Here is a 24,070-nt window from a genome sequence, read left to right on the forward strand (position 1 = left end):
GCGTCAAAGCATGCCCCTTATCTATTCCCTGGAGAAGCCCGCATGAAAACGAGAAGCTGGATCACCACCCTGGCAATGGCGTTGTCCCTGGCGGCCGCGGCCGGTACGGCGCAGGCGCAGCAGTTCTTCCGCATCGGCACCGGCGGCACCGCCGGCACCTACTACCCCGTCGGCGGCATCATCGGCAACGCCGTGTCGCAGCCTGGCAAGCTGATCGCCACCGCGGTCGCGTCCAATGGCTCGGTCGCCAACATCAACGGCATCATGGGCGGTTCGTTCGAGGCCGGTTTCACGCAATCGGACGTGGCGTTCTGGGCCTACAGCGGCACCGGCACGTTCGAAGGCAAGCCCAAGGCGCAGGACCTGCGGCTGATTTCCACGCTGTATCCGGAAAGCATCCACCTGGTGACGCGCAAGGGCGCCGGCATCAAGGGCGTGGCCGACCTGAAGGGCAAGCGCGTGTCGATGGACGAGCCGGGCTCGGGCACGCTGGTCGACGTGCGCCTGATCCTGGGCGCCTACGGCATGACCGACAAGGACATCAAGGCCGAATACCTCAAGCCCAACCAGGCCGGCGACAAGCTCAAGGACGGCGGGCTGGACGCGTTCTTCTTCGTCGGCGGCGCCCCCGCCGGCGCCATCGCCGAGCTGGCCTCCACCGGCAATATCGAGCTGGTGCCGCTGGTCGGCCCGGAAATCGACGCGCTGCGCGCCAAGCAGGAGTTCTTCACGCCCGACGTGATCGCCGCCAACACCTACCAGAACCTGCCCGAGGTCAAGACCATCTCGGTCAACGCGCAGATGGTGACATCCGCCAAGATCCCCGAGCAGACGGTGTATGAGGTGACCAAGGCGCTGTACAGCGACGCCACCCGCAAGACGCTGGACGCGGGCCATGCCAAGGGCAAGCTCATCACCAAGGAAAACGCGGTCAAGGGCGCGGGCATTCCGTTCCATCCGGGCGCCGAGAAGTTCTACAAGGAAGTCGGCCTGCTGAAGTAGGCCCGCCGCCGCGGACCCGCTGACGTCGGCCTGCCGCGCCGGCGTCGGTCCGCACGCATCCGCGCGCGCCGTCGCGTGGCAGGGGCAGGGCCGTCCGGCCCTGCCCGCCGTGTTCTTCCCGAGATTCCTGGCCATGGAAATTGACCCCCAGAAGACCCAGCAGCTGGCGGAAAAGTACGATTCCGAAATCCGCTTCCGCCCGCTGCACAAGACCGCCACGTGGCTCGTCTCCGGCCTGCTCGTCGCGCTGTCGCTGTTCCACTACTACACCGCCGGCTTCGGCCTGTTGCGCGAGGCCACGCATCGCGGCGTGCACCTGGCGTTCGTGCTGAGCCTGATCTTCCTGGTGTTCGGCTTTTCCAAGTCGCACTATCAGCGCGAGCCGAAATCCACCTGGTATGCGCCGGGCGGCGTGCCGCTGTACGACTGGATCATCGCCATCGCGCTGGCGCTGTCGGTGCTGTACATCCCCTACATCTTCGAGGACCTGGCGTTCCGCGTCGGCAATCCGATGCCGATGGATGTCTTCATGGGCTCGATCCTGCTGATCGGGCTGCTGGAGGCGACGCGCCGCGCCATGGGCTGGCCGCTGCCCATCATCGCGCTGGTGTTCATGGCCTATGCGATGTTCGGGCCGTATTTCCCCGGGCTGCTCAAGCACGCGGGCAACACCTGGCCGCAGATCGTCAACCACATGTACCTGACCAGCCAGGGCGTCTACGGCGTGGCGGTGGGGGTGGTGGCGACCTACGTGTTCCACTTCGTGCTGTTCGGCGTGCTGGCCACGCGCATCGGCCTGGGCCAGCTGTTCCTGGACGTGGCCTCGACGGTCGCCGGGCGCTACGCCGGCGGGCCGGCCAAGGTGTCGGTGTTCGGCTCGGCCATGTTCGGCATGCTGTCGGGGTCGTCGGTGGCCAACGCCGTCACGGTCGGCTCGCTGACCATTCCGGCGATGATCCGCATCGGCTATCCGCGCCATTTCGCGGCGGGGGTGGAGGCGGCCAGCAGCACCGGCGGCCAGATCACGCCGCCGATCATGGGCGCGGCGGCGTTCCTGATGATCGAATTCCTGGGCATTCCGTACCAGCAGATCGCGATCGCCGGCATCTTCCCGGCCTTCCTGTATTTCTTCGGCATGTTCATGCAGGTGCACTTCGAGGCCAAGCGCGAGGGCCTGCGCGGGCTGACCGAGGCCGAGATGCCGAAGCTGAAGCAGTCGTTCAAGATGCGCTGGCCGACGCTGATCCCGCTGTTCCTGCTGATCGGCGTGCTGGCCAGCGGCCGCACCCCATACCTGGCGGCGTTCGCCGGCATCACCGGCTGCATCATCGTCGGCCTGCTCAATCCGTTCCAGCGGCTGCGCTGGCGCGATCTGTACGAGGCCTTCGAGACCGGCGCCAAGTACGCGCTGGCGGTGGGCGCGGCGGCCGGCACGGTGGGCATCGTGATCGGCGTGGTGACGCTGACGGGCGTGGGCTTCAAGATCTCGTACATCGTGATCGCGGCCTCGCAGGTGCTGGCCAGCGGCGCGGCGATGGTGCTGCCGGACAGCCTCGCCAACATGCAGTCGCTGACGCTGATCGCCGCGCTCATCATGACGGGCGTGGTGTGCATCCTGATGGGCTGCGGCGTGCCGACCACCGCCAACTACCTGATCATGGTGGCGGTGGCCGCGCCGACGCTGGTGCAGCTGGGGGTGCAGCCGATCGCGGCGCACTTCTTCGTGTTCTATTTCGGCATCCTGGCCGACATCACGCCGCCGGTGGCGCTGGCGGCCTACGCGGCGGCGGGCATGGCGGGCAGCGATCCGTTCAAGACCGGCAACACCGCGTTCCGGCTGGGCATCACCAAGCTGATCGTGCCGTTCGTGTTCGTGTTCTCGCCGTCGCTGCTGATCTCGGTGCAGGGCTTCACCTGGTACGACTTCTTCGTGACCCTGTTCGGCTGCATGGTGGGGCTGGTGCTGCTGTCGGCGGCGTTCTCGCGCTACATGCTGGTGGGGATGAAAAGCTGGGAACGCTGGCTGTGCACGGTGGGCGCGCTGCTGACCATCATCCCGGGCCTGGCCAGCGGGCTGGTCGGGCTGGCCATCTGCATCCCGGTGTTCATGCGCCAGGTCGCGCAGCTCAAGCTGGAATCGGCGCCGAAAACCGCCTGAACCGTAGGGGTATTAAAGAGGGGCGGACCGTAACGGCCCGCCCCTCGGAAATCGCGCAACCCCTTATTCTGTCAGGCATTGCGCGCGGTTTTCGTGACTGTCGCGAGGCCACGACGCCCTGCCACGCTCCCCCTTGTCGGCGGTTGCCCGGGCAAATAAATCAGCGTAAAGTAAAATTCATGTTTGCTGGTCTGCCGATATGCGGGCCGACTGTGCAAACAGGCTCAAGACTGCGCCATATGTTCGATATCCTGGTTTATCTGTACGAGAATTACTACACGCCGCAAGCCTGTCCTGCCGCCGATGTCCTGGCGAAACGGCTGGCCGCCGCCGGGTTCGAGCACGAAGACATCGACGATGCGTTAGGCTGGCTCTACGGGCTGGCCGAAACCACCGAGCGCTGTGTCGACCTGGCCCAGGCGCCCACCAGCGGCACCCGGATCTACACCGATAACGAATACCAGCAACTGGGTTCCGAATCCATCGGCTTCATCGCCTTCCTGGAATCGGCCGGCGTGCTGCCCGCGCCCTTGCGCGAGATCGTCATCGACCGGGGCCTGGCTTCGCCGGAATCGCCCGTGCCGCTCTCCAAGATCAAGATCATCGCCCTCATGGTTCTCTGGAGCCAGGAAGCCGAGATCGACAACCTGGTCCTGGAAGAGCTGCTCGACGAAGACGGCGTGCGCTTGCTGCACTGACGGCGCCGGCTCCGGCCGACGTCCGTTTCCCCGCGACCCGCGCGCATCGAGCGCGCGGCGCCGCTTCGCCGTAACCCCGTAGTTTCGCCACGCCTCCCGTTTTGCCGCGCCCTCCCGTGACCTACACCGGCCGCTTCGCCCCCAGCCCCAGCGGCCCGTTGCACGCGGGTTCGCTCGTGGCCGCGCTGGCCAGCTGGCTGGACGCGCGCGCCAACGACGGCCGCTGGCTGCTGCGCATCGAGGACGTGGACACGCCGCGCACCGTGCCCGGCGCGGCCGAACACATCATGGGCCAACTCGAGGCCCTGGGGCTGCATTGGGACGGCGACGTCATGTGGCAATCGCGGCGCGGCGACGCCTACCGGGCGGCGTTCGACGCGCTGGCCGCGCGCGGGCTGGTCTACGGCTGCGGCTGCACCCGCCGCGAGATCGCCGACTCCGCGCTGCGCGGCCAGAGCGCGCCCGGCGCGGACGGCGAGCGCCCCTATCCCGGCACCTGCCGCCACGGCCTGCCGCCCGGCCGCGAGGCGCGCGCCTGGCGCGTCGTCATGCCGGCCGGCCTGGAGCGCTTCGACGACCGCTGGCTCGGACCGCAGGAGCAGGACGTGGCGCAGGCGGTGGGAGACATCGCCGTCAAGCGCGCGGACGGCCTGTGGGCCTATCAACTGGCGGTGGTGGTGGACGACGGCGCGCAGGGCGTCACCGACGTGGTGCGCGGCGCCGACCTGCTCAGTTCGACCGCGCGCCAGCGCGTGCTGGGCCGGCTGCTGGACCTGCCGCCGGTGCGCTACATGCACGTGCCGCTGATCCTGGACCCCGCCAGCGGCCTGAAACTGTCCAAGCAGAACAGCGCCCCCGCCCTCGACACGAATGCGCCCCTGGCGTCGCTACAGGGCGCCTGGCGCGCCCTGGGTTTCGCGGCGCTGCCCGCCGCCGACACCGGCGCGTTCCTGCGCGAGGCGACGGCGCGCTGGGCGGCGCGCTTTCCGCTGCCCTGAGCCGGCAAGACCGGCAGGGACCGGCGGCCGTCACGGGCGGTGCAATCGCTCGTGCCGAGGCGCCCGTTCCGACGCATGGCCCACGGCCACCAGGCAACATCATGCCGGGTGGGGTGCCGCCGACCTGCGATCCCTACAAAGGCTGCAGATCCTCGCCCAGCATGCGCACCAACAGGGCCTCGCCGTTCTCGGCCACGCGCAGTTCACCGAACTTGGCGACTTCATAGCGCTTGGCCTGGCCCTGGGGGAAGAAATAGGCGTTGGTGACAATGCGCACCTGGTTGTCGCGCACCCGGTAGCGCAGCGGCACTTCGTTGTCAGCATGCGGCGTGGCGTCGGTCTGGATGCGCACGGGCTGGTACACGCCGCGCGAATCGACCGTCAGCATCACGTAGCCATCGGACGCTTCGCCCATGACGGAATCCTCCGTGTCCGGGCGCTCGCCGCCCAGCCGCAGCCGCGTGACCTCGCGCCCGGCGGCGAAGTTGAGCGCCATGTAGTCTCCCTGCATCAGGGAACGCGGGTCGACCGGCGCCAGTTCCAGAATCACCGGCTTGCCGCTGGCCAGCAGCTTTTCGCGCTGCCAGATGCCGCCATTGGCCACCACCAGCACCAGCGCCAGGCCGCCCAGGATCGCCAGGGTGCGCCAGCGCAGGGCCGGCGAGACCGGCGGCAGCGGCGCGCGGCGCGACGGGTCCTGGGTGCGCATCAAGCGCGGCACCAGCCACACCAGCACCCGCAGCACGAACAGCAGCACCGCCGCGCCCCCCAGCCACAGCGCCTTCTGCAGCAGCGGCACGTCGAGTTGGTAGTAATAGACACCCAGATAGGCCAGCAGGCTCAGCACGCCGAACAGCGTCACGCCCAACTGGTTCAGGCCGAAGCCCAGCAGCAGCCAGGCCAGCGCGAAACCCACGCCGGGGCTGGGCAGCCAGAACAGCGCGAGCAGCAGCAGGGCGATGGGCACGCCCCAGGTGACACCGCCCGTCAGCACATGGCGGCGCGGCCACAGCACCGCCATCGCCGCCGCCGCTGGCAGCAGCGCGCCCGCGCATACCAGCACGGCGGTCTGCGCGTGCAGTTGCCACATGGCCGGCAATTGCAGCACCGACAGGCCGCTGGCCAGCCACACCATGCCCTGCACCGACAGCAGGAAGGCCCAGGCCAGCGGTTGCAGCGCATGGCCGCGCCGGCCGCCCAGCCGGTGCGCCAGGGTCAGGATCACCGCCGTGGCCCATGCGCCGGTCACCGCGATCGGCAGCCAGACAAAGGCGGCGCGGGCCATGTCGAAGTCCAGCAGGGCGTCCAGCAGATCGTCGCGCAGCAGCTCGGGCGCCAGGACGCGCCAGATCAGGCCGGCGCCAGCCATGGCGATCAGGCCGCCGCTCAGGAAGCGCAGGATCACGTCCGGCCCCAGCACGTACACCGCCGTGGCCATCAGCAGCACGAACAGGCAGGCGCTGGCGAACGAGGTCGAGCTGGACATGCCGTAGATGATGAGGATCTGGCCGGCAAAGGCCATGGCCGTGCCGCACTGGCGCCAGAACGGGCCGGCGTCGCTGCGCAGCACCGCCACGCCGGCGGCGCACAGTACCAGGCCGGCCACCAGCGCGCCTTCCTCGGAATTGACGATGCCGGAGAAGGCCACGAACGCCAGCAGCAACAGGGTCGCCAGCCAGGCGCTCAAGCCCAGGATGCATTGCACGTACCAGGGCGGCTCGGTGTGCGGCACGGCGGGCGGCGCGACCTGGGCCACGGGTTCGCCCGCCTCGGCCGGGTCGACCGCGTTGCCGGCCGAGGCGGCGGCCGGCTCGGCATCGGCGGGCGCGGCAACGACCCGCGCCGGCTGGGCCAGGCCACGTAGCCAGCGCGCGGCCCACACGCCTTCGGCCATCAGCAGCGCCGCCAGCGGCAGGGCCGCCCAGACGCCGGGCTCCAGCCGCAGCAGCCATTCGCCGACGATGCGCAGCGACACGCAGATGACGCCGGCCACCAGCATGGCCAGGATGACCAGGTCGCGGCGGCCGCGCTGGTAATAGAAGCCCAGGCCCAGCGTCACCGCGATCCAGGCCAGGCTATTGACGGAAACCAGGCCGCGCGACATGGCGTCGCCGATCACCAGCACCGTCACCATCGGGCCGAAAACCAGCCCCGTCACCAGCGGGCTGATCACCAGCGCCGCCAGGACCCGCGGTCCGACCAAGGTGCTGGCGCGCCAGCGGCGCGCCGCCAGTTCCCAGCCCAGCAGCAGGATCAGGTTCCAGGCGGCCACGATCAGGCTGGCGACCTGCGGGCCGCCCAGCAGCAGCCACCAGTTGAAGGCCCGTTCACCCAGCCACAGCGCCAGGGCGACGTTGCTGACCAGCACCCACAGCAGCCAGACCGCCTGGCTGGACGCCACCAGCGCCCAGGGCAGCAGCAGGACCGCCCACCAGGCGAACAATTCCCAGGTATCGGCGCCAGTCTGGTAAGTTTGGCCTAATAACGCGAGCAAGGCACCGAGCAGGATGCCGGCCAGGGCCAGCAGGGCGCCCGGGATGCTGCGGCGCACTCCTGGAGTGGCGCGCAGGCGCAATCCGGCCCACGCCGCCGCCAGCGCGCTGAGGGCCAGGAGGCCCTGCGTGCCGGCGAAACGCTGGATCTTGGTCATGTCCTGCCAGTTCGCCGCGACCCAGCAGATGGCGGCGCTGCCGAGCAGCAAAACCCCTAGCCAAAGGGTGCTGCGGGCCAGGAATTGGCGCCATGCGTGCAGTTCGGATCCCACTTGCCTTTCAGTGCCGACTTGCATCTCGCGAATCTCCGATCTTATTATCCGCGCTACTAAGGCGGGTCTGCCGCCACTGGATACACATGAATAAAACGCTGATTATTGCCGAGAAGCCCTCGGTGGCCCTTGATATATCACGCGCCTTGGGAGGCTTCGCGCGCGAGGGCGACTATTTTGAAAGCGAACGTTACGTACTGGCGTCCAGCATTGGCCATTTGCTGAGCTTGGTCGCGCCCAACGATCCGGTCAAGGGAAAGTGGAGCTTCACGCACCTGCCCGTAATTCCGCCTGAATTCGAACTGGGCCCGACCGACAAGAAATCGGCCGAGCGCCTCAAGCTGCTGGTGCGCCTGGCCAAGCGCAAGGACGTCGATGCCATCATCAACGCCTGTGACGCTGGGCGCGAGGGCGAACTGATCTTCCGCTACATCATCCAGTACGCCGGGGTGAAGAAGCCGATCCAGCGCCTGTGGCTGCAATCCATGACGCAGGCCGCCATCCGCGAGGCCTTCGCCAACCTGCGTGACGACGTCCAGCTCAAGCCGCTGGAAGCCGCCGCCCGCTCGCGCGCCGAGGCCGACTGGCTGGTGGGCATCAACGGCACGCGCGCCATGACCGCCTTCAACAGCAAGGACGGCGGCTTCTTCAAGACGCCGGTGGGCCGGGTGCAGACCCCCACGCTGGCGATCGTGGCCGAGCGCGAAGAGCGCATCCGCCGCTTCGTCTCGCGCGATTACTGGGAAGTGCGCGCCACCTTCGTGGCCGCGGCCGGCCTGTACGAAGGCCGCTGGATCGACCCGGACTTCAAGAAGGACGAGCGCGACCCCGAGAAGCGCGAGTCGCGCCTGTGGTCGCAGGCCGCCGCCCAGAGCGTGGTGGCCGCCTGCCGCGCCCAGCCGGGCAGCGTGACCGAGGAATCCAAGCCGTCGACCCAGATGTCGCCGGCCCTGTACGACCTGACCTCGCTGCAGCGCGAGGCCAACGGCCGCTTCGGCTTCTCGGCCAAGACCACCCTGGCGCTGGCCCAGACCCTGTACGAACGCCACAAGGCGCTGACCTACCCGCGTACCGATTCGCGCTACCTGCCCGAGGACTACATCGCCACGGTGCAGGAAACCATGCGCGCGCTGGCCAAGGGCGGTTCGAACGCCGTCGGCGGCCTGTCGCGCCATGCCGAAACCGTGACCAGCCAGCACTGGGTCAAGCCGAACCGCCGCATTTTCGACAACAAGAAGGTGTCGGATCACTTTGCCATCATCCCGACGCTGCAGATCCCGCACGACCTGAGCGAGGCCGAGGCCAAGCTCTACGACCTGGTGCTCAAGCGCTTCCTGGCCGTGTTCTTCCCGGCCGCCGAATACCGCGTCACCACCCGCATGACCGAAGTGCAGGGGCATCGCTTCCGCACCGACGGCAAGGTGCTGGTCAACCCGGGCTGGCTGGCCGTGTACGGCAAGGAAGCCCAGGGCGAGGACGCCAACCTGGTGCCGGTGGCCGATGGTGAAACCGTGCGCACCGAGGAAGTCGAAGCCGTGGGCCTGGCCACCAAGCCGCCGGCGCGCTTCAACGAAGGCACGCTGCTGTCGGCCATGGAAGGCGCCGGCAAGCTGGTGGACGACGAGGAACTGCGCGAGGCCATGTCCGAGCGCGGCCTGGGCACGCCGGCCACCCGCGCGGCCATCATCGAAGGCCTGCTCAACGAGGTCTACCTGCGCCGCGAAGGCCGCGACCTGGTGCCCACCGCCAAGGCGCGCCAGCTGATGACGCTGCTGTCGGGCCTGGACGTGTCGGAACTGACCTCGCCCGAGCTGACCGGCGAATGGGAACACAAGCTCAAGCAGATCGAGCAGGGCGCGCTGGACCGCCAGGCCTTCATGCGCGAGATCGCCCAGATGACGCAGGTCATCGTCAAGCGCGCCAAGGAATACGAGCGCGACACGGTGCCCGGCGACTACGCCACGCTGCAGACGCCGTGCCCCAAGTGCGGCGGGGTGGTCAAGGAAAACTACCGTCGTTTCGCCTGCACCAACTGCGATTTCTCGATCGGCAAGCACCCGGGCGGCCGCACCTTCGAGCTGCCGGAAGTCGAGGAACTGCTGGCCAAGCGCGAGATCGGTCCGCTGCAGGGCTTCATCAGCAAGATGGGCCGGCCGTTCGCCGCCATCCTGCGCATCAGCGACGAGTACAAGCTGGAGTTCGACTTCGGCCAGAACGACGAGGACGACAGCGAGGCGGTCGATTTCTCCGGCCACACGCCGGTGGGCAGTTGCCCCAAGTGCCAGTCGCGCGTGTTCGAGCACGGCATGAGCTACGTCTGCGAGAAGTCGGTCGGCCCTGAAAAGAGTTGCGACTTCCGGTCGGGCAAGGTCATCCTGCAGCAGGAAATCTCGCGCGAGCAGATGGAAAAGCTGCTGACCGACGGCCGCACCGACCTGCTCGACGGCTTCGTGTCCAGCCGCACCAACCGCAAGTTCAAGGCCTTCCTGGTGCGCCAGCCCGACGGCAAGATCGGCTTCGAGTTCGAACCGCGTCCGGAGAAGCCCGGCCGCGGCCGCGCGCCGGCCAAGACCGCCACCGCCACCAAGACGGCGGCGAAGAAGGCACCGGCCAAGAAGGCCGCGGTGAAGAAGACCGCAACGAAAACGGCCACCAAGACGGCGACCAAGACCGCCGCCAAGAAAGCCGTGAAGAAGGCCGCGCCCAAGAAGACCGCCGCATAAACCGCGACGGTCTACACTTGCGTGGCACGACGAGAACGCCCGGGCAACCGGGCGTTTTCCATTGTTGGACGGCAAGCGCCGCTGCGGTATTGTTGACGCCAAAACAACCACCACCCGATCAGGACCGAGGAAGACATGAGCATGAGCCCCCACTTCACCACCCGTCGCCGCGTGCTGGCCGCCACCGGGGCGCTGGCCGGCGTCACCTTGATCGGCGGTCGCGTGGCCTTTGCCCAGCCCAAGGCGGGCCGCGTGGTCTACGGCCAGGGCAGCATCGACCCGTTCTTCGCGGCCGGCTACGTAGCGCTCAAGAAGGGCTATTTCGGCGAAGGCGGCCTGGAGGTCGAGTACCTGAACTCGCAGAGCGGCCCGCGCACCAACCAGCTGCTGGCGGCCGGCCAGATCGCGTTCGGCGCCACCGCGGCCACCGCCGCGCCGGCCCTGACGCTGGCCGGCAAGCCGGCCACGCTGGTGTTCGGCTTCGACCGCAAGCTGACCTACGCCAACGTCATCGTGCGCCGCGAGGACTTCGAGAGCGGCAAGATCAAGTCGTTGAAAGACCTGGCCGGCAAGCGCGTGGGTGCCACCCAGCCGCAGTCCAGCACCTGGCTGATGGCGCTGTACCTGATGCAGAAGGCCGGTGTGGCCGACAAGGTCGACATCCGCCCCCTGGGCGACCTGGCCACCATGCTGGGCGCGCTCAAGACCGGCTCGGTGGCCGCCAGCATGGCCACCATGTCGATGATGGAGCAGGCCAGGCAGGAAGGCTGGGGCGTGCCGATCTTCGACGCCACCACCGAGGCCTCGTGGAATGAATTCATGGGCGGCGACGTGCCGGGCATCGCCGCGCTGACGCTGCAGGACACCATCCAGAAGCGGCCCGAGACCGTGCAGGCCTTCGTCACCGGCCTGGTGAAGGCGCAGGACTTCATCACGGCCCACAGCGCCGCCGAGATCGCCGACGTGATCTACGACGACTATCTGAACGCCTTCCCGCGCGCCGCCATCGAGAAGACGCTGGGCGTGTACAAGGAAACCGTGTTCCTGAAGGACAACCTGATTTCCCAGGACGCCTATGACCGCATGACCGCGATCATGGGCGACGGCCGCCAGTTCTCGAACGACGAGATCAAGACCGTGCCGTACGCCAAGTGCGTCGACATGAGCTTCGTGCGCCGCGCCCGGGGGCTCTGATGATCACGCTGGACCGGGTGGGCAAGGCCTACCAGACCCGCCAGGGCACCACCCACGCGGTGGGCGAGGTCAACCTGGAGATCGCGGCGGGCGAGTTCGTGTCGATCGTCGGCCCCTCGGGCTGCGGCAAGAGCACGCTGCTGAACATGATCGCCGGCTTCCTGCCGCCCACCACCGGCCAGATCCGGGTCGACGGCCGGGTGGTCGACGGCCAGGTGCCGCCGGCGCTGGGCTACATCTTCCAGAAGGACACGCTGCTGCCCTGGTTCAGCGTGAAGAAGAACGTGGCGCTGGGCCTGAAGTTCCAGGGCGTGCCGGCCGCGCGCATCGCCAGCCGCGTGGCCGAGCTGCTGGAGCTGGGCCACCTGACGGCGTTCGCCGACGCCTTTCCGCACCAGCTGTCGGGCGGCATGCGGCGGCGCGTGGCGCTGCTGATGAGCCTGGCGGTGGAGCCGCGCATCCTGCTGCTGGACGAGCCGTTCGGGGCGCTGGACACGCACACCAAGACCCACCTGCACCGCGAGCTGATGGAGATCTGGCGCAAGCTGGGCCAGACCGTGGTGCTGGTCACGCACGACCTGGACGAGGCGATCCTGCTGTCCGACCGCGTGGTGGTGCTGTCCGGGCCGCCCAGCCGCGTGCTGCTGGACGAGCGCATCGCCATCCCGCATCCGCGCGACGTCTTCACCCTGCGCGAGACGCCGCAGTTCGTCACCCACGTGCAAAGCCTCTGGAGCGTGCTGGGCCAGCAGTTCCGCGCCGCCGCCTGATTCCGCCATGACCGCTCCCGAATTCACCGATACCCTGCAGGACCAGCTGCGGCTGGACCGCCGCGCCAGCACCTTGCGGCGCGTGCGCATCACGTTGTGGCAGGTGCTGATCCTGGCCATCATCCTTGGCTCCTGGGAAACGCTGACGCGCATTCCCTGGTTCACCCAGAACACGCTGTTCGATCCGTTCTTCATCAGCCAGCCGTCGCGCGTGGCGGTGCGGCTGTGGGAATGGCTGCAGCCCGGGCCGCGCTCGGTCTGGCCGCACCTGTGGCTGACGCTGCAGGCGACGCTGGTCGGGCTGCTGGTGGGCGTGGGCAGCGGCTTCATCGTCGGCATGACGCTCAGCCGCAGCCGCTTCCTGGCGGATGTGTTCAACCCGTTCATCGTGGCCTTCAACTCGATGCCGCGCATCGCCTTCGTGCCGCTCATCACCATGTTCTTCGGCCTGGGGCTGGCGTCCAAGGTGGTGACCTCGTGGTTCGTGGTGTTCTTCCTGGTGTTCTTCAACACCTACAAGGGCGGGCGCAGCGTCGAGCGCGAGCTGGTGGACTTCTGCCGCACGCTGGGCGGGTCGCCGCGCCAGATCCTGTGGCGCGTGCGCATCCCGACCGCGGCCGCCTGGACCTTCGCCGCGCTGCCCAACGCCATCAGCTTCGCGCTGATCGGCGTGGTGCTGGCCGAGTTCGTCGGCTCCACCACCGGCATGGGCTACCTGATGATCACCGCGCTGGCGACACTGAACGCCACCGACATGTTCGCCGCGGTCACGCTGCTGTCCATCGTCGGCATCGCCTTGGTGTACTGCGTCACCTGGCTGGAACGGCGGCTGCTGCACTGGGCGCCCGAATTCCGCGAATGAACCGGACCGCAACCATGACCACTTCCTTGCCCTACCTGCGCAACTTCGACCTGAGCGGCCAGGTCGCGCTGGTGACCGGCTCGGCCCGCGGGCTGGGCTTCTGTATCGCCCGCGCGCTGGCCGGCAGCGGCGCGCGCGTGCTGATCAACGGCCGCAACGAGCAGGCCACGGAAAACAGCGCCGCCGCGCTGCGCGCCGACGGCCTGGACGCGCACGCGCTGGCCTTCGACGTCAGCGACGATGCCGGCATGGCGCGGGCGTTCGCGCGCATCGACGCCGAGCACGGCCGCCTGGACATCCTGGTGAACAACGTCGGCGCCCGCAACCGCAAGACGCTGGCCGACACCAGCGCCGCCGAGATCCGCGAGCTGATCGACACCGACATGGTGGCCGGCATCCTGCTGGCCAAGCACGCCACCGAGCGCATGGTGCGCCAGGGCGGCGGCCGGCTGATCGCCATCACCTCGGTGGTGGGGGAACTGGCGCGCGCCGGCGACGCGGTCTATCCGGCCGCCAAGCAGGGCCTGACCGGCATGGTGCGGGCGCTGGCGGCGGAATTCGGCGGACGCGGCATCACCAGCAACGCGATCGCGCCGGGCACATTCGCCACCGAGACCAATGCCGAGATGGTGGCCGACCCGGCCTTCGGCCCGCGCATCGCGGCGCGCAACCCGACCGGACGCTGGGGCGAGCCCGAGGAGATCGCCGGCGCGGCGGTGTTCCTGGCGTCCAAGGCGGCGTCGTACGTGAACGGGCACGTGCTGGTGGTGGACGGCGGCCTGTCGATCCAGTTCTGACGGCGCGCGGCAAAAGCGAAGGGGCCCGCAAAGGGCCCCTTCATCATGTTGGCGGCGCCTGCAAGCATGCCGCCGTCTTGAAACCGCGCCCGATTCAGGTCGTCTCGTCCTGGTACCAGACGCCCTCGGCCAGCATCATCTTGTGATGGCCATGGCCAGCCGGCATCATCGGGAAGCAGTTCTCCTGCGCCGTCACCGCCACGTCGAGGAAGTAGGGGCCGTCGTGCGCCAGGCATTCGGCCAGTGCCGCGTCCAGCTGCGCCGGGTCGTCGACCCGCGCCGCGCCCCAGCCGAAGGCCCGCGCCAGCGCCACGAAATCGGGCAGCGAGGCGTTGTAGCTGTGGCTGTAGCGGCCGCCGTGGATCAGTTCCTGCCACTGGCGCACCATGCCCATGTAGCCGTTGTTGCACAGCACGACCTTGACCGGCGCCTGGTGCTGCATGGCGGTGGACAGTTCCTGGATGTTCATCAGCACCGAGGCATCGCCGCTGACGCAGACCACGGTCTTGTCCGGATGCGCGACCTGCGCGCCGATGGCGGCCGGCACGCCGTAGCCCATGGTGCCGGCGCCGCCGGAGGTCAGCCAACGGTACGGCTGGTCGAAACGCAGGTACTGCGCGGCCCACATCTGGTGCTGGCCGACGTCGGTCGAGACGATGGCGTCGCGCCCCGTCAGCGCCGCGTTCAGGCGCGACATCAGGTGCTGCGGCAGGATGGCGTCGGCCGCCGGGGTGTAGCCCAGGCAGTCCTGAGCGCGCCAGGCCTGCACCCGCGCCCACCACGGCGCCAGCCGCGCCGGATCGAGCGGCTCGCCCAGCTCGGCCTGCAGGGCGCGCACCAGCGGCAGGCAGTCGCCCACCAGGGCCACGTCCACCCGCACCACCTTGTTGATGGAGGCCGGGTCGATGTCGATGTGGATCTTGCGCGCATGCGGGCAGAACTCGGACAGCTTGCCGGTGATGCGATCGTCGAAGCGGGCGCCGATGCAGACCACCAGGTCGGCGTTGTGCATGGCCAGGTTGGCCTCGACCGTGCCGTGCATGCCCAGCATGCCGACGAACTGCGGATCGGAGGCCGGGAACGCCCCCAGGCCCATCAGCGTGAGGGTGCAGGGCGCGCCGCTGGCGCGCACCAGTTCGGTGAAGGCGGCGCAAGCCTCGGGGCCGGCGTTCACCAGCCCGCCGCCGCCGTAGAAGATCGGGCGCCTGGCCTGGGCGATCAGCGCGGCGGCTCGGCGCACGGCCGACTGCGGCAGCTTGGGCGCCAGCTTGCCCGACTGGCGCCGCGCGCGCAGCGCCGCCAGTTTCTGCTGCGATGGGGTGTCGTCGTCGCCATCGGCGTCGCGCGGCACGGCCAGCTGCACGTCCTTGGGGAAGTCCAGCAGCACCGGGCCGGGCCGGCCCTGGCGCGTCAGCTCAAAGGCGCGGGCGGTGACGGCGGCGACGTCGTCGACCGAACGCACCTGGGTGTTCCACTTGGTCACGGAACGCGAAATGCCGATGGCGTCGCATTCCTGGAAGGCGTCGGTGCCGATGGCGCCGGTGGCGACCTGGCCGCTGATGCACAGCACCGGGATCGAGTCGCACATGGCGTCCAGCAGGCCCGAGGTGGTGTTGGCCATGCCCGGGCCGGAGGTCACGAACACCACGCCGGTGCGGCCGGTGGTGCGGGCGTAGCCCTCGGCGGCATGCACCGCGGCCTGCTCGTGGCGCACCAGCACGTGGCGCAGGCGCGGCTCGGCGTAGAGCGCGTCGTACAGCGGCAGCACGGCCCCGCCGGGATAGCCGAACACGGTGTCCACGCCGTGCGCAATCAGCGTTTCCAGCAGAATCCTGGCCCCGTTGGCGGGGGGAGTTTCAGGGGCGGCAAGCGCGGCGGCGACGGAGGGGTGCAGGCGATCGTTCATGCTATCCATCTTATTGGGAATCCGGGAGAATATTTATCTTCTTTTCCACGAATTGCCGGCAAACGCAGTAAATTTATCTTTGGATCGGAGGAATCAAAGAAAATGAACCTGGACAAGTTTGATTTGGCGATTTTGCGCGCGCTGCAGGAGAACGCCCGCGCCAGCCTCAACGACATCGGCGCCGTGGTCGGCCTGTCGTCCACGCCCTGCTGGAACCGGATCAAGCGCATGGAGGCCGCCGGCGTCATCCGCGGCTACACGGTCGACATCGATCCGGCCAGCCTGGGGTTCATGGACACGGTCATCGTCCACGTGACCCTGGAAAGCCACAGCGAGGAAACGCTCTATGAGTTCGGGCGGGCGCTGGCGCAGATCCCGGAAGTGCTGGAAGCCTTCCTGGTGTCGGGCGACTACGACTACTACATCCGCATCGCCGTGCGCGACACCCGCGACTACGAGCGGCTGCTGCGCGAGCAGCTGTACCGCATCCCCGGCATCCGCCACAGCAAATCCTGTTTCGTGCTGCGCCGCCTGAAGGAAACCATGCTGCCGCTGAACGGGCCGACGAGCTGAGTCAGCGCAGCACGCAGTCCACCGGCTGCGCCGGCTCGGGCAGCGGCCGCACGCCCAGCCCGTCCAGCAGGTCGATCTCGATCACCCGCGCCAGCGCCGACAGCGGCAGGTCGTTTGCTTCCAGGCCGAACGGGTCTTCCAGTTCGTCGCCCAGCGCATCCAGCCCGAAGAAGGTGTAGGCGATGATGGTGACCGCCACCGGCATCAGGTATTCCAGCGTGCCCACCAGCCCGAACGGCAGCAGCAGGCAGAACAGCCAGGCCGTGCGATGCAGCAGCAGCGAATAGGCGAACGGCGTCGGCGTGTACTTGATGCGCTCACAGGCCGCCTGGATCGCCGCGCACTGCGCCACCCGCTGCGTCAGCCCCTGGTACAGAATGTCGGTCAATTCGCCGCGCCGCAGACAGGCCGCCAGGTCGCGGTTGATCGCCATCAGCAGCGCGTCCGGCACATTGCGGTTGCCGGCCAGCGTATCCAGTTCCTCGGGCTGCACCCAGGGCCGCACCGCTTCCAGCATGTCCTGGTCGCGCAGCCGCGCCGCCAGCGCGTAGCCAAACCCAATGCAACGCCGCACCAGCCGTTCCTGCACCGGATTGGCCGTGCTGGCCGCCAGCAGCACCGCGCTTTCGCGCGCCAGGCTGCGGGCCTGCACGATCAGGTCGCCCCATTGCTTGCGCGCCTCCCACCAGCGGTCGTAGCAGACGTTGTTGCGAAACCCCATGAACACCGACAGCGCCAGCCCGAACAGCGAGAACGGCACCGCCGACAGGTGCGTGGGCGAGAACCAGTGCCGGTGGTACATCCAGACCACCACGCACGACAGCACGGTGATCACCAGGATGCGGCTGAAGATGCGGGGAATGATGGAACCGCGCAAGACAAAGAACAGGGCCAGCGCGGAAGGACGCGGACGGACAATCATGGTGCGGGTGAACAAAGAAACGAGGCGGCGCTCACTATACGCCTGTCATCGTGTCATGAGCGCGCCGATATAATTCTGTTTCGTCTCACCGCCCCACTTGCCACTCAATGACCACCGAAGACACCCCCATCAAGCCCTGGTACGTCGTGCGCCGCTCCAAGCTGCACGGCAACGGCGTCTTCGCCGCCCGCAAGATCCCCGCGGGCACCCGCATCATCGAGTACGGCGGCGCCCGCATCAGCGCCAAGGAAGCCGACCGTCGCCACCCCACCAATCCCGACGATCCCTTCCACACCTTCTTCTTCGCCCTCAGCTCCGGCCGCGTCATCGACGGCGGCGACCAGGGCAACGACGCCCGCTGGATCAACCACTCCTGCGAACCCAATTGCGAAGCCCAGGAAGGCAAGCACGGCAAGCGCGTCTACATCGTCGCCCTGAACGACATCCCGCGCGGCACCGAACTCTCCTACGACTACGGCCTGGTCCTAGACGGCCGCATCACCAAGGCCCTGAAGGAAGGCTACAAGTGCCTCTGCGGCACCCCCCCGTGCCGCGGCACCATGCTGGCCCTGCCCGAAAAAAAGAAGAAAAAGAAACCGGCCGAAGCGCAAGCCGAAGCCGCGAAGTAAGCAAGCGGCGAGGGCACCAACAGCGCAGCCACAACGGCTGCGCTCGCCCAACACCCGGTATCCAGCCCGGCACCGCCCCGACGCAAGCCCCTCAAACGCCAAAGAAGGCCGCCCGCGCGGCCGCCTTTGACGACCCCGCAAGACCCTCCCCCCCAGCCCCATCCTGGGCCAAAACGCCAAGCACACCGCTTTCCCCCAGCGCCCGTGAAGGTACAGCTGACCGAGCCGGGGGTGGCGGGGCTTGGGGGGAGCGGGGCGTGTAGATGCGCCCAACGGAAACCGTAGGGAGCCGAAGGCGGACGAGGTTGAGGCAGGGGCAGTCCGGAGCGAACGCTCCGGACCGCAATCGTAGCCCCGCTCCCCCCAAGCCCCGCCACCCCCGGCGTCTCAAGAACCCCACCCACACGCCAGCAAAACCCCACCCCGAATAAGCATATTCCGCCCCATTCCCAAGACAAGCGTAAAATCCCCGCTGTCGTTAACACGACAAACAAGCAGTACGTCTTCAGGGCGGGGCGAAATTCCCCACCGGCGGTATGCCAAGCAATTTGGCGAGCCCGCGAGCGCCCGGCGTCCTTCACGGAGGACACCGGGGTCAGCAGATCTGGTGAGATGCCAGAGCCGACGGTCACAGTCCGGATGAGAGAAGATGTGCCGTCACACGCCCCCTGCCCAGGCCGCACACGCCTGGACAGCCGGTTTGCGTTCGGCTGTCGATGAGCCCTGAAACGTTTTTCGCCCACTTTTTCGCGAGAGCGTTTCAATGTCCAACGTTACCCTTACCCCGCAGTCCCCCAGCCTGGCCGCCCAGCCCTTCGCCGTGCGCCTGCAACGCGCCCTGCATCACCTGCGCCTGGGCCGTCCCGTCATCCTCATGGATGACTTCGACCGTGAAAACGAAGCCGACCTCATCGTCGCCGCCGACAAGCTGACCGTGCCCGTCATGGCCCAGCTGATCCGCGACGGCAGCGGCATCGTCTGCCTGTGCCTGCCCGGCGAAGTCCTCGACCGCCTCGACCTGGCCCCCATGGTCCAGCGCAACCAGAGCCGCTTCGCCACCGCCTTCACCGTCTCGATCGAAGCGCGCGAAGGCGTCAGCACCGGCGTGTCGGCCGTCGATCGCGTCACCACCATCCGCGCCGCCATCGCGCCCACCGCCCAGGCCGACGACATCGTCAGCCCCGGCCACGTCTTCCCGCTGCGGGCCCAGGCCGGCGGCGTGCTGACCCGCCGCGGCCACACCGAAGGCTCGGTCGACCTGGCCACCCTGGCCGGCCTGCGTCCCGCCGGCGTGCTGTGCGAACTGATGAACGCCGACGGCACCATGATGCGCGGCGCCGCGCTCGAGCGTTACGCCGCCCAGCACGGCCTGGTCGCCCTGACCATCGCCGAACTGGCCGACCACCTGCAGCAGCTGCGCGACGGCCAGGCCCAGCCGGTCGACGACGAAGTGCTGGAAATGGCCGCCACCGTCTGAACGTGAAAAGGCGCCCGTGTCAGCGGGCGCCTTGATCGGCGCAATGCCGCGGCCTTACGCGGCCGCCGCCCGGCCCCGCAGCGCCATCGCCACCAGCACCGCGCCCAGCGCGCACGCGCCGCCCAGCGCATAGACCGCGCCGTAGCCCTGCATCCCGGCCAGCCAGCCGGCGACGGGGCTGGCGATGCCCAGCGCCACGTCCAGGAACGCCACGTACGCCCCCATGGCCGCGCCGCGGCTGGCCGGCGGCACCCGGCGCACCGCTTCCACGCCGAACGCCGGGAACGCCAGCGAATAGCCCGCGCCGCTCAACAGCGCGCCGCCGAACGCCCACATCGGCGTCGGGCTCATCCAGATCAGCCATTGGCCGGCCGCCTCGATCAGCACGCACACCAGCGCCACGCGCGCGCCGCCCAGTTTGTCGGGCAGCCCCGCGAAGAACAGCCGCGCCACGATGAAGCCGACGCCAAACAGGCTGAACATCCACGCCGCGCCGTCCCAGCCGCGCTGGGCGAACAGCAGGCTGATGAAGGCGGTGATGACGCCAAAGCCCACGCTGGTCAGCGCCAGCCCCAGGCCCGGCAGCATCACCAGGCCCAGCACGCGGTAGAACGGCGTGCGCACGCCGCCGGCCGCCGGCACGCCGCGCTGCGGCAGCACCAGCGCCAACGCCAGCACGGGAATGAAGACCGTGGCCCAGGCGATGCCTTCGAAACCGGCCGCGCCGTACAAGCGCATGCCCGCCGGCGCGCCCAGCCCGAAGGCGGCATAGATGGCCACGCCGACCCAGGCCATCACGCGGCCCGCGTTCTGCGGCCCGACGCGGCCCACGCCCCAGCTGAGCGCGCCGGTGACGATCAGGCTTTCGGCGCAACCCATGAGGGCGCGGCCGGCCATCAGCGCGGCCAATGCCGCGCGCGGCTGCGACACCAGCGAGTCGGCCAGCAGGTACAGCAGGCCGGCCACCGAGCCCAGCAGGAAGCCGGTGACCACGGCGCGCTTGGCGCCGCGGCGGTCGGCCAGCGCGCCGGACCAGGCGCGCGACAACAATGCCGCCGCGAACTGCAGGCCGGCGACGATGCCCACCACCAGCGCGCCCTGCGCCAGCATGCCATTGACGTAGAGCGGCAGCACCGGCATGGGCAGGCCGACCATGAAGAAGCCGACGAAGACCGCCAGCGCCAGAGGCAATATCTGCATGAAAACGGGACGCGCGGTCCCGCCGGCCGCGGGCAGCGCCGCGGCCGTCGAAGCATTCGACATGAAAATTCCTTGGAAGAGGGAAACGGCACCTGGCCGCCCGATCGCCGTAATCAGCGATGGCATAATCGGCGGGTGCTCGACGCGATTCCCGTCGCGTATCGAAATTTTATGAGCCGGTGCTCAGGTTTGAAACTCGCTTTCCCAGAACTCCATGACATCCATCCCGCAGCCCCGTAAATCGCCGCGCCAGCAACGATCGCAACAGACCGTGGACACCATTCTGCAGGCGACGGCTCGCGTTCTGGCCCAGCATGGCTACGCCGGCACCAACACCAACCTGATCGCCGAGACCGCCGGCGTCAGCGTCGGGTCGCTGTACCAGTACTTCCCCAACAAGAACGCGCTGATCGCCGCGCTGCACGATCGGCACGACGAGCAGATGCTGGCGCTGATCGACACGGTGCTGGATGGCAACCCCGCGGCCACGCTGCGCGAGCGGGTCGCGGCCATCGTCGCCGCCTCGCTGCATGCGCACCTGCTGGAGCCGGCGCTGCACCGCGTGCTGGAACGGGAATTTCCGTTGTTCGACCAGCCGCGCGACCACAGCCGCGCCGACCAGGACATCCACCGCCGCATGCGCCACCTGCTGGAACTGCATCGCGAAGAGATCGCGCAGCAGGACCGCGAGCTGGCGACCTACGTGGTGCTGCGCATCATGGAATCGCTGGTGCACGCGACGGCGCTGGAACCGCCGGCCGGCTTCAGCCCGGAACAGCTGGAGCGGGCGGTGGTGGATGCGGTGATGGGATACCTGGGCACGCCGGCCGCTGGCGCCAAGGCCCGGCCTACGCGCGCCACGAGCCGCAAGCCTGCCCGCGCCGGCGCGGCCTGAGACAACGGCTCGACAGGACGCGGAGGCTAGTCGCGCGCCATGCGCGCCAGGCAGTCGGCGGCGTCGCCCACCACGATGCGGGCGCTGCACGCCAGCATCAGGTTCAGATTCAAACCGAAGTCCTCGACGGTGAAGCCCTGCGCGTCCACCGCGCGCGCCGGGTCATCGGCGGCCACGCCCACGGCGACCTGCTGGCGCACGCTGCCGGCCTGCGCCGTATAGCCCCACACCGGCTTGCCCAGGGCGATGGCATAGCCGACCTCGAAGGCCGTGCCGGAGTCGGGCTCGGCGCCGCGGAACGTATTGAGATTGGCCATCACCAGGTCGGCGCGCTGGATCATCGCCACGTTGGCCTGGTAGATCCACTGCGCCAGGGCCGCGCCGGACAGGCCGGCGGGCGGCGCGTTGTCCAGCGGGTACAGCCCCTCGAAGCCGTGCGCGGCGGCCAGCGCCTTGAGCCGCGCGCCGTGCGCCACCGCGTCGGGCAGGAACACGTCGAAGCCGGCCAGATAGACGCGGCGCATGGGCTTACTCCGGATCGGAGACCGAGAATGCTTCGCCGGTGGCGAAGAAGGAACCGCCCGCGACGTAATGCACCGAGCGGCGCGCATCGTCATCGAAGTGCCAGCGGTTGCCGGAGAACACGTCGGGCGCGGCCCAGGCCGCCACCACCTCGCCGATGAACAGGTCGTAGGCCTGCTGGTTGTGCGGCTCGGGCACGACCTTGCATTCGAGCCAGCCGAGGCAGCCCTCGACCAGCGGCGCGCCAATCTTGCTGGCGGGGAAAGTGGCCAGGCCGCTGGCCTGGAACTTGTCTTCCTCGCGCCCCGAGTGCGAACCAACCTGCAGCGTGGCCTGGGCCTGCGCGCGCGACGGGATGCACAGCGCGAATTCGCCGGAGGCCTCGATCAGCGCGCGGCTGTAGGTGTTCTTGTCCACCACCACCAGCATCTTGGGCGGGCTGAAGTCCAGCGGCATGGCCCAGGCCGCGGCCATGACGTTGCGCTCGGCGCCGTGGGCGCTGGTGACCAGCACGGTGGGGCCGTGGTTCAGCAGCAGATAGGCGCGGGACAGCTCGACGGGTTCGATAGCGGACATGGGCAGCCTGTTCAGAACATGCCGTTCTTGTTGGCGGGGTTTTCGGGAATTTCCTGGCTCACGTCCCAGTGCTCGACGATCTTGCCGTTCTCGACGCGGAAGATGTCGACCACGGCCTGGCCGCGGTCTTCCGGCGACTCCCGCCACAGGTTGTGGATCACCACCAGGTCGCCCTCGGCGATGACGCGCTTGATGTCGACGCTGGCCTGCGGGTGCTGCTCGAAGTAATGGGGGAAGAAATCCACCATCGGCTCGACGCCGTCGCGCATGTAGGGGTTGTGCTGGGTGTAGTTGTTCTTGGCGACATACAGGCGCACCGCCTCGTCGATCTCGCGGTCCTGGAACATCATGCGGAAGAACGCCACCACGATGTCCTTGTTCGACTGCGGCGCGGCGGCCTGGACCGGGGCCAGACAGCTGGCGGCCAGCAGCAAACACAGGGCCAACGATTTCAACTTCATGCTCATACTGACTACTCGGGTCGTGCGCCGGCTTGGCGGCCTGCCAGTTTACAAACAAAACCGGCCAAATCGACCCTGCCGCCAGTGCGGCCTTGCCTGAAAAGCGCACGGCCCCCTGTGGGGGACAGGGGGCCGTGGCCAGCCGGGTATCGCGTGCAAACAACACCGCGCGGGCTGCGCGGCCCGCCCGCGATCAGTAGCCGACGGTGAAGCGGCGGCGCGAATGCTTGGGCGCCTCGATTTCGTCGGCCAGGGCGATGGCGTAGTCTTCCATCGAGATCCAGCTCTTGCCGGCCTCGTCGACCAGCAGGGTGTCGTCGCCGAGGCGGAACTTGCCGGTGCGTTCACCCGGCTCGAACAGCGCCGAAGGCGACAGGAACGTCCAATTTAGGACCTTTTCCTGGCGCAGCGCGTCCAGGAACACCACGCCGCCGCGGGCTTCGGGCTTGTAGGCGTCGGGGAATTCGGGGGTGTCGATCAGCAGTTTGCCGGGCGCCACTTCCAGGCTGCCGGCGCCGCCGACCACCAGCAGGCGCGGCACGCCGGCGTCCTTCACGGCGGCCAGCAGCGGCTTGGCGTCGGCCGACACGAAGCGCGAGGCGCTGACCACGGCATCGTGGCCCTTGAGCAGCGGCGTCAGGCCGTGCGGATCGGTGGCGTCGCCCTGCGCGATGGTCAGGCCGGGCTGGGGATTGACGTCGCCCAGGTTGCGGGCGATGCCGGTCACCTGGTGGCCGCGCTTGAGCAGTTCGTCCGCCACGCGGGAACCCACGCGGCCGGTAATTCCGATCAAAGCGATTTTCATGGTCTTGCTCCTTGGAGGGTGGGCGCCGGGCGGCGGCCGCGCGTTGCGGTCCTGTCCTGCCCGGGCTCAGGCAAAGCCATACTATTCGGCCCGACCGGATCCAGGAACCCACGGGGATGGAAGAGTTTTTTGCAATCC

Annotated in this window: 21 protein-coding genes and 1 riboswitch; of the genes, 13 read left to right on the forward strand and 8 right to left on the reverse strand. The window is 68.6% G+C overall.

All coding sequences use genetic code 11. The features are described from left to right. Positions 1-42: 42 nt before the first annotated feature. The 4 genes from I6I07_RS06920 to gluQRS all read left to right on the forward strand — a co-directional run bounded on the left by I6I07_RS06920 (position 43) and on the right by gluQRS (position 4,856). Entirely contained in the window at positions 43-1,002 is a 960-nt protein-coding gene (locus I6I07_RS06920; protein WP_054489426.1) for a TAXI family TRAP transporter solute-binding subunit, read from the forward strand. A 133-nt stretch (positions 1,003-1,135) separates the two neighbouring features. Continuing rightward, a complete protein-coding gene (locus I6I07_RS06925; protein ID WP_198486112.1) occupies positions 1,136-3,160 on the forward strand; it encodes a TRAP transporter permease in 2,025 nt (674 codons plus the stop codon). Between the two features lie 239 nt (positions 3,161-3,399). Further along, positions 3,400-3,858 (forward strand): DUF494 family protein, encoded by a 459-nt coding sequence (locus tag I6I07_RS06930; protein WP_006392201.1) that lies wholly within the window; start codon positions 3,400-3,402, stop codon positions 3,856-3,858. A gap of 116 nt (positions 3,859-3,974) precedes the next feature. Next, on the forward strand, positions 3,975-4,856 hold the full coding sequence (gene gluQRS / locus I6I07_RS06935; protein ID WP_198486113.1) for a tRNA glutamyl-Q(34) synthetase GluQRS: 882 nt from the start codon (positions 3,975-3,977) through the stop codon (positions 4,854-4,856). Positions 4,857-4,989: 133 nt separating this feature from the next. Here the strand turns inward: gluQRS and I6I07_RS06940 are convergent, their stop codons facing one another. Then, positions 4,990-7,644 carry a GDYXXLXY domain-containing protein gene (locus I6I07_RS06940; protein ID WP_198486114.1) on the reverse strand — a complete coding sequence of 885 codons (2,655 nt, stop codon included), beginning with the start codon at positions 7,642-7,644 and terminating at the stop codon, positions 4,990-4,992. A gap of 62 nt (positions 7,645-7,706) precedes the next feature. Between I6I07_RS06940 and I6I07_RS06945 the strand changes: the two genes are divergently transcribed. The 5 genes from I6I07_RS06945 (at position 7,707) to I6I07_RS06965 (ending at position 13,966) form a co-directional block, all read left to right on the forward strand. Continuing rightward, entirely contained in the window at positions 7,707-10,343 is a 2,637-nt protein-coding gene (locus I6I07_RS06945; RefSeq protein ID WP_198486115.1) for a DNA topoisomerase III, read from the forward strand. 135 nt (positions 10,344-10,478) lie between these two features. Next, positions 10,479-11,537: an ABC transporter substrate-binding protein gene (locus I6I07_RS06950; protein WP_198486116.1), complete on the forward strand. Its 1,059-nt coding sequence runs from the start codon at positions 10,479-10,481 to the stop codon at positions 11,535-11,537. Continuing rightward, a complete protein-coding gene (locus tag I6I07_RS06955; RefSeq protein ID WP_006392196.1) occupies positions 11,537-12,307 on the forward strand; it encodes an ABC transporter ATP-binding protein in 771 nt (256 codons plus the stop codon). Before I6I07_RS06950 ends, I6I07_RS06955 begins: the two co-directional genes overlap by 1 nt. Positions 12,308-12,314: 7 nt before the next feature. Next, the gene (locus tag I6I07_RS06960) at positions 12,315-13,169 is read left to right on the forward strand and encodes an ABC transporter permease (protein WP_006392195.1); all 855 of its coding nucleotides are present in this window, start codon (positions 12,315-12,317) and stop codon (positions 13,167-13,169) included. Positions 13,170-13,183: 14 nt separating this feature from the next. Next, complete coding sequence (locus I6I07_RS06965) at positions 13,184-13,966, forward strand: SDR family oxidoreductase (protein WP_198486117.1); 783 nt, start codon at positions 13,184-13,186, stop codon at positions 13,964-13,966. Between the two features lie 94 nt (positions 13,967-14,060). Here I6I07_RS06965 and ilvB read toward each other — a convergent pair whose 3' ends face one another. Next, the gene (ilvB, locus tag I6I07_RS06970; protein ID WP_198486118.1) at positions 14,061-15,881 is read right to left on the reverse strand and encodes a biosynthetic-type acetolactate synthase large subunit; all 1,821 of its coding nucleotides are present in this window, start codon (positions 15,879-15,881) and stop codon (positions 14,061-14,063) included. Between the two features lie 93 nt (positions 15,882-15,974). Here ilvB and I6I07_RS06975 point away from each other — a divergent pair, with 93 nt between their 5' ends. Continuing rightward, the gene (locus I6I07_RS06975) at positions 15,975-16,445 is read left to right on the forward strand and encodes an Lrp/AsnC family transcriptional regulator (protein WP_198486119.1); all 471 of its coding nucleotides are present in this window, start codon (positions 15,975-15,977) and stop codon (positions 16,443-16,445) included. A 1-nt stretch (position 16,446) separates the two neighbouring features. On the opposite strand, the gene I6I07_RS06980 is transcribed toward I6I07_RS06975, so the two are convergent. Continuing rightward, a complete protein-coding gene (locus I6I07_RS06980) occupies positions 16,447-17,367 on the reverse strand; it encodes a bestrophin family protein (protein WP_035361116.1) in 921 nt (306 codons plus the stop codon). A 107-nt stretch (positions 17,368-17,474) separates the two neighbouring features. Between I6I07_RS06980 and I6I07_RS06985 the strand changes: the two genes are divergently transcribed. Both I6I07_RS06985 and ribB read left to right on the forward strand, forming a co-directional pair. Then, on the forward strand, positions 17,475-17,996 hold the full coding sequence (locus tag I6I07_RS06985) for an SET domain-containing protein (RefSeq protein ID WP_198486120.1): 522 nt from the start codon (positions 17,475-17,477) through the stop codon (positions 17,994-17,996). Between the two features lie 497 nt (positions 17,997-18,493). Further along, a riboswitch (FMN riboswitch) is annotated at positions 18,494-18,651 on the forward strand. 108 nt (positions 18,652-18,759) lie between these two features. Continuing rightward, a complete protein-coding gene (gene ribB / locus I6I07_RS06990; protein ID WP_006392189.1) occupies positions 18,760-19,473 on the forward strand; it encodes a 3,4-dihydroxy-2-butanone-4-phosphate synthase in 714 nt (237 codons plus the stop codon). 54 nt (positions 19,474-19,527) lie between these two features. On the opposite strand, the gene I6I07_RS06995 is transcribed toward ribB, so the two are convergent. Next, complete coding sequence (locus I6I07_RS06995; protein WP_198486121.1) at positions 19,528-20,736, reverse strand: MFS transporter; 1,209 nt, start codon at positions 20,734-20,736, stop codon at positions 19,528-19,530. 151 nt (positions 20,737-20,887) lie between these two features. On the opposite strand from I6I07_RS06995, the gene I6I07_RS07000 reads away from it, so the two are divergent. Next, positions 20,888-21,568 carry a TetR/AcrR family transcriptional regulator gene (locus I6I07_RS07000; RefSeq protein ID WP_198486122.1) on the forward strand — a complete coding sequence of 227 codons (681 nt, stop codon included), beginning with the start codon at positions 20,888-20,890 and terminating at the stop codon, positions 21,566-21,568. A gap of 26 nt (positions 21,569-21,594) precedes the next feature. Here the strand turns inward: I6I07_RS07000 and I6I07_RS07005 are convergent, their stop codons facing one another. From I6I07_RS07005 to I6I07_RS07020, 4 genes are all read right to left on the reverse strand, one after another. Beyond that, positions 21,595-22,092 (reverse strand): nucleoside 2-deoxyribosyltransferase, encoded by a 498-nt coding sequence (locus I6I07_RS07005; protein WP_006392186.1) that lies wholly within the window; start codon positions 22,090-22,092, stop codon positions 21,595-21,597. Between the two features lie 4 nt (positions 22,093-22,096). After that, a complete protein-coding gene (locus I6I07_RS07010) occupies positions 22,097-22,666 on the reverse strand; it encodes a flavin reductase family protein (RefSeq protein WP_198486123.1) in 570 nt (189 codons plus the stop codon). Positions 22,667-22,677: 11 nt separating this feature from the next. Beyond that, positions 22,678-23,133: a nuclear transport factor 2 family protein gene (locus I6I07_RS07015; RefSeq protein WP_054431084.1), complete on the reverse strand. Its 456-nt coding sequence runs from the start codon at positions 23,131-23,133 to the stop codon at positions 22,678-22,680. A 187-nt stretch (positions 23,134-23,320) separates the two neighbouring features. Next, positions 23,321-23,932, reverse strand: a complete 612-nt coding sequence (locus tag I6I07_RS07020; protein ID WP_198486124.1) for an NAD(P)-dependent oxidoreductase — start codon at positions 23,930-23,932, stop codon at positions 23,321-23,323. Between the last annotated feature and the right edge of the window lie 138 nt (positions 23,933-24,070).

This window comes from Achromobacter deleyi, assembly GCF_016127315.1.
In the GTDB taxonomy this organism is placed as follows: Bacteria; Pseudomonadota; Gammaproteobacteria; order Burkholderiales; family Burkholderiaceae_B; genus Achromobacter; species Achromobacter insuavis_A.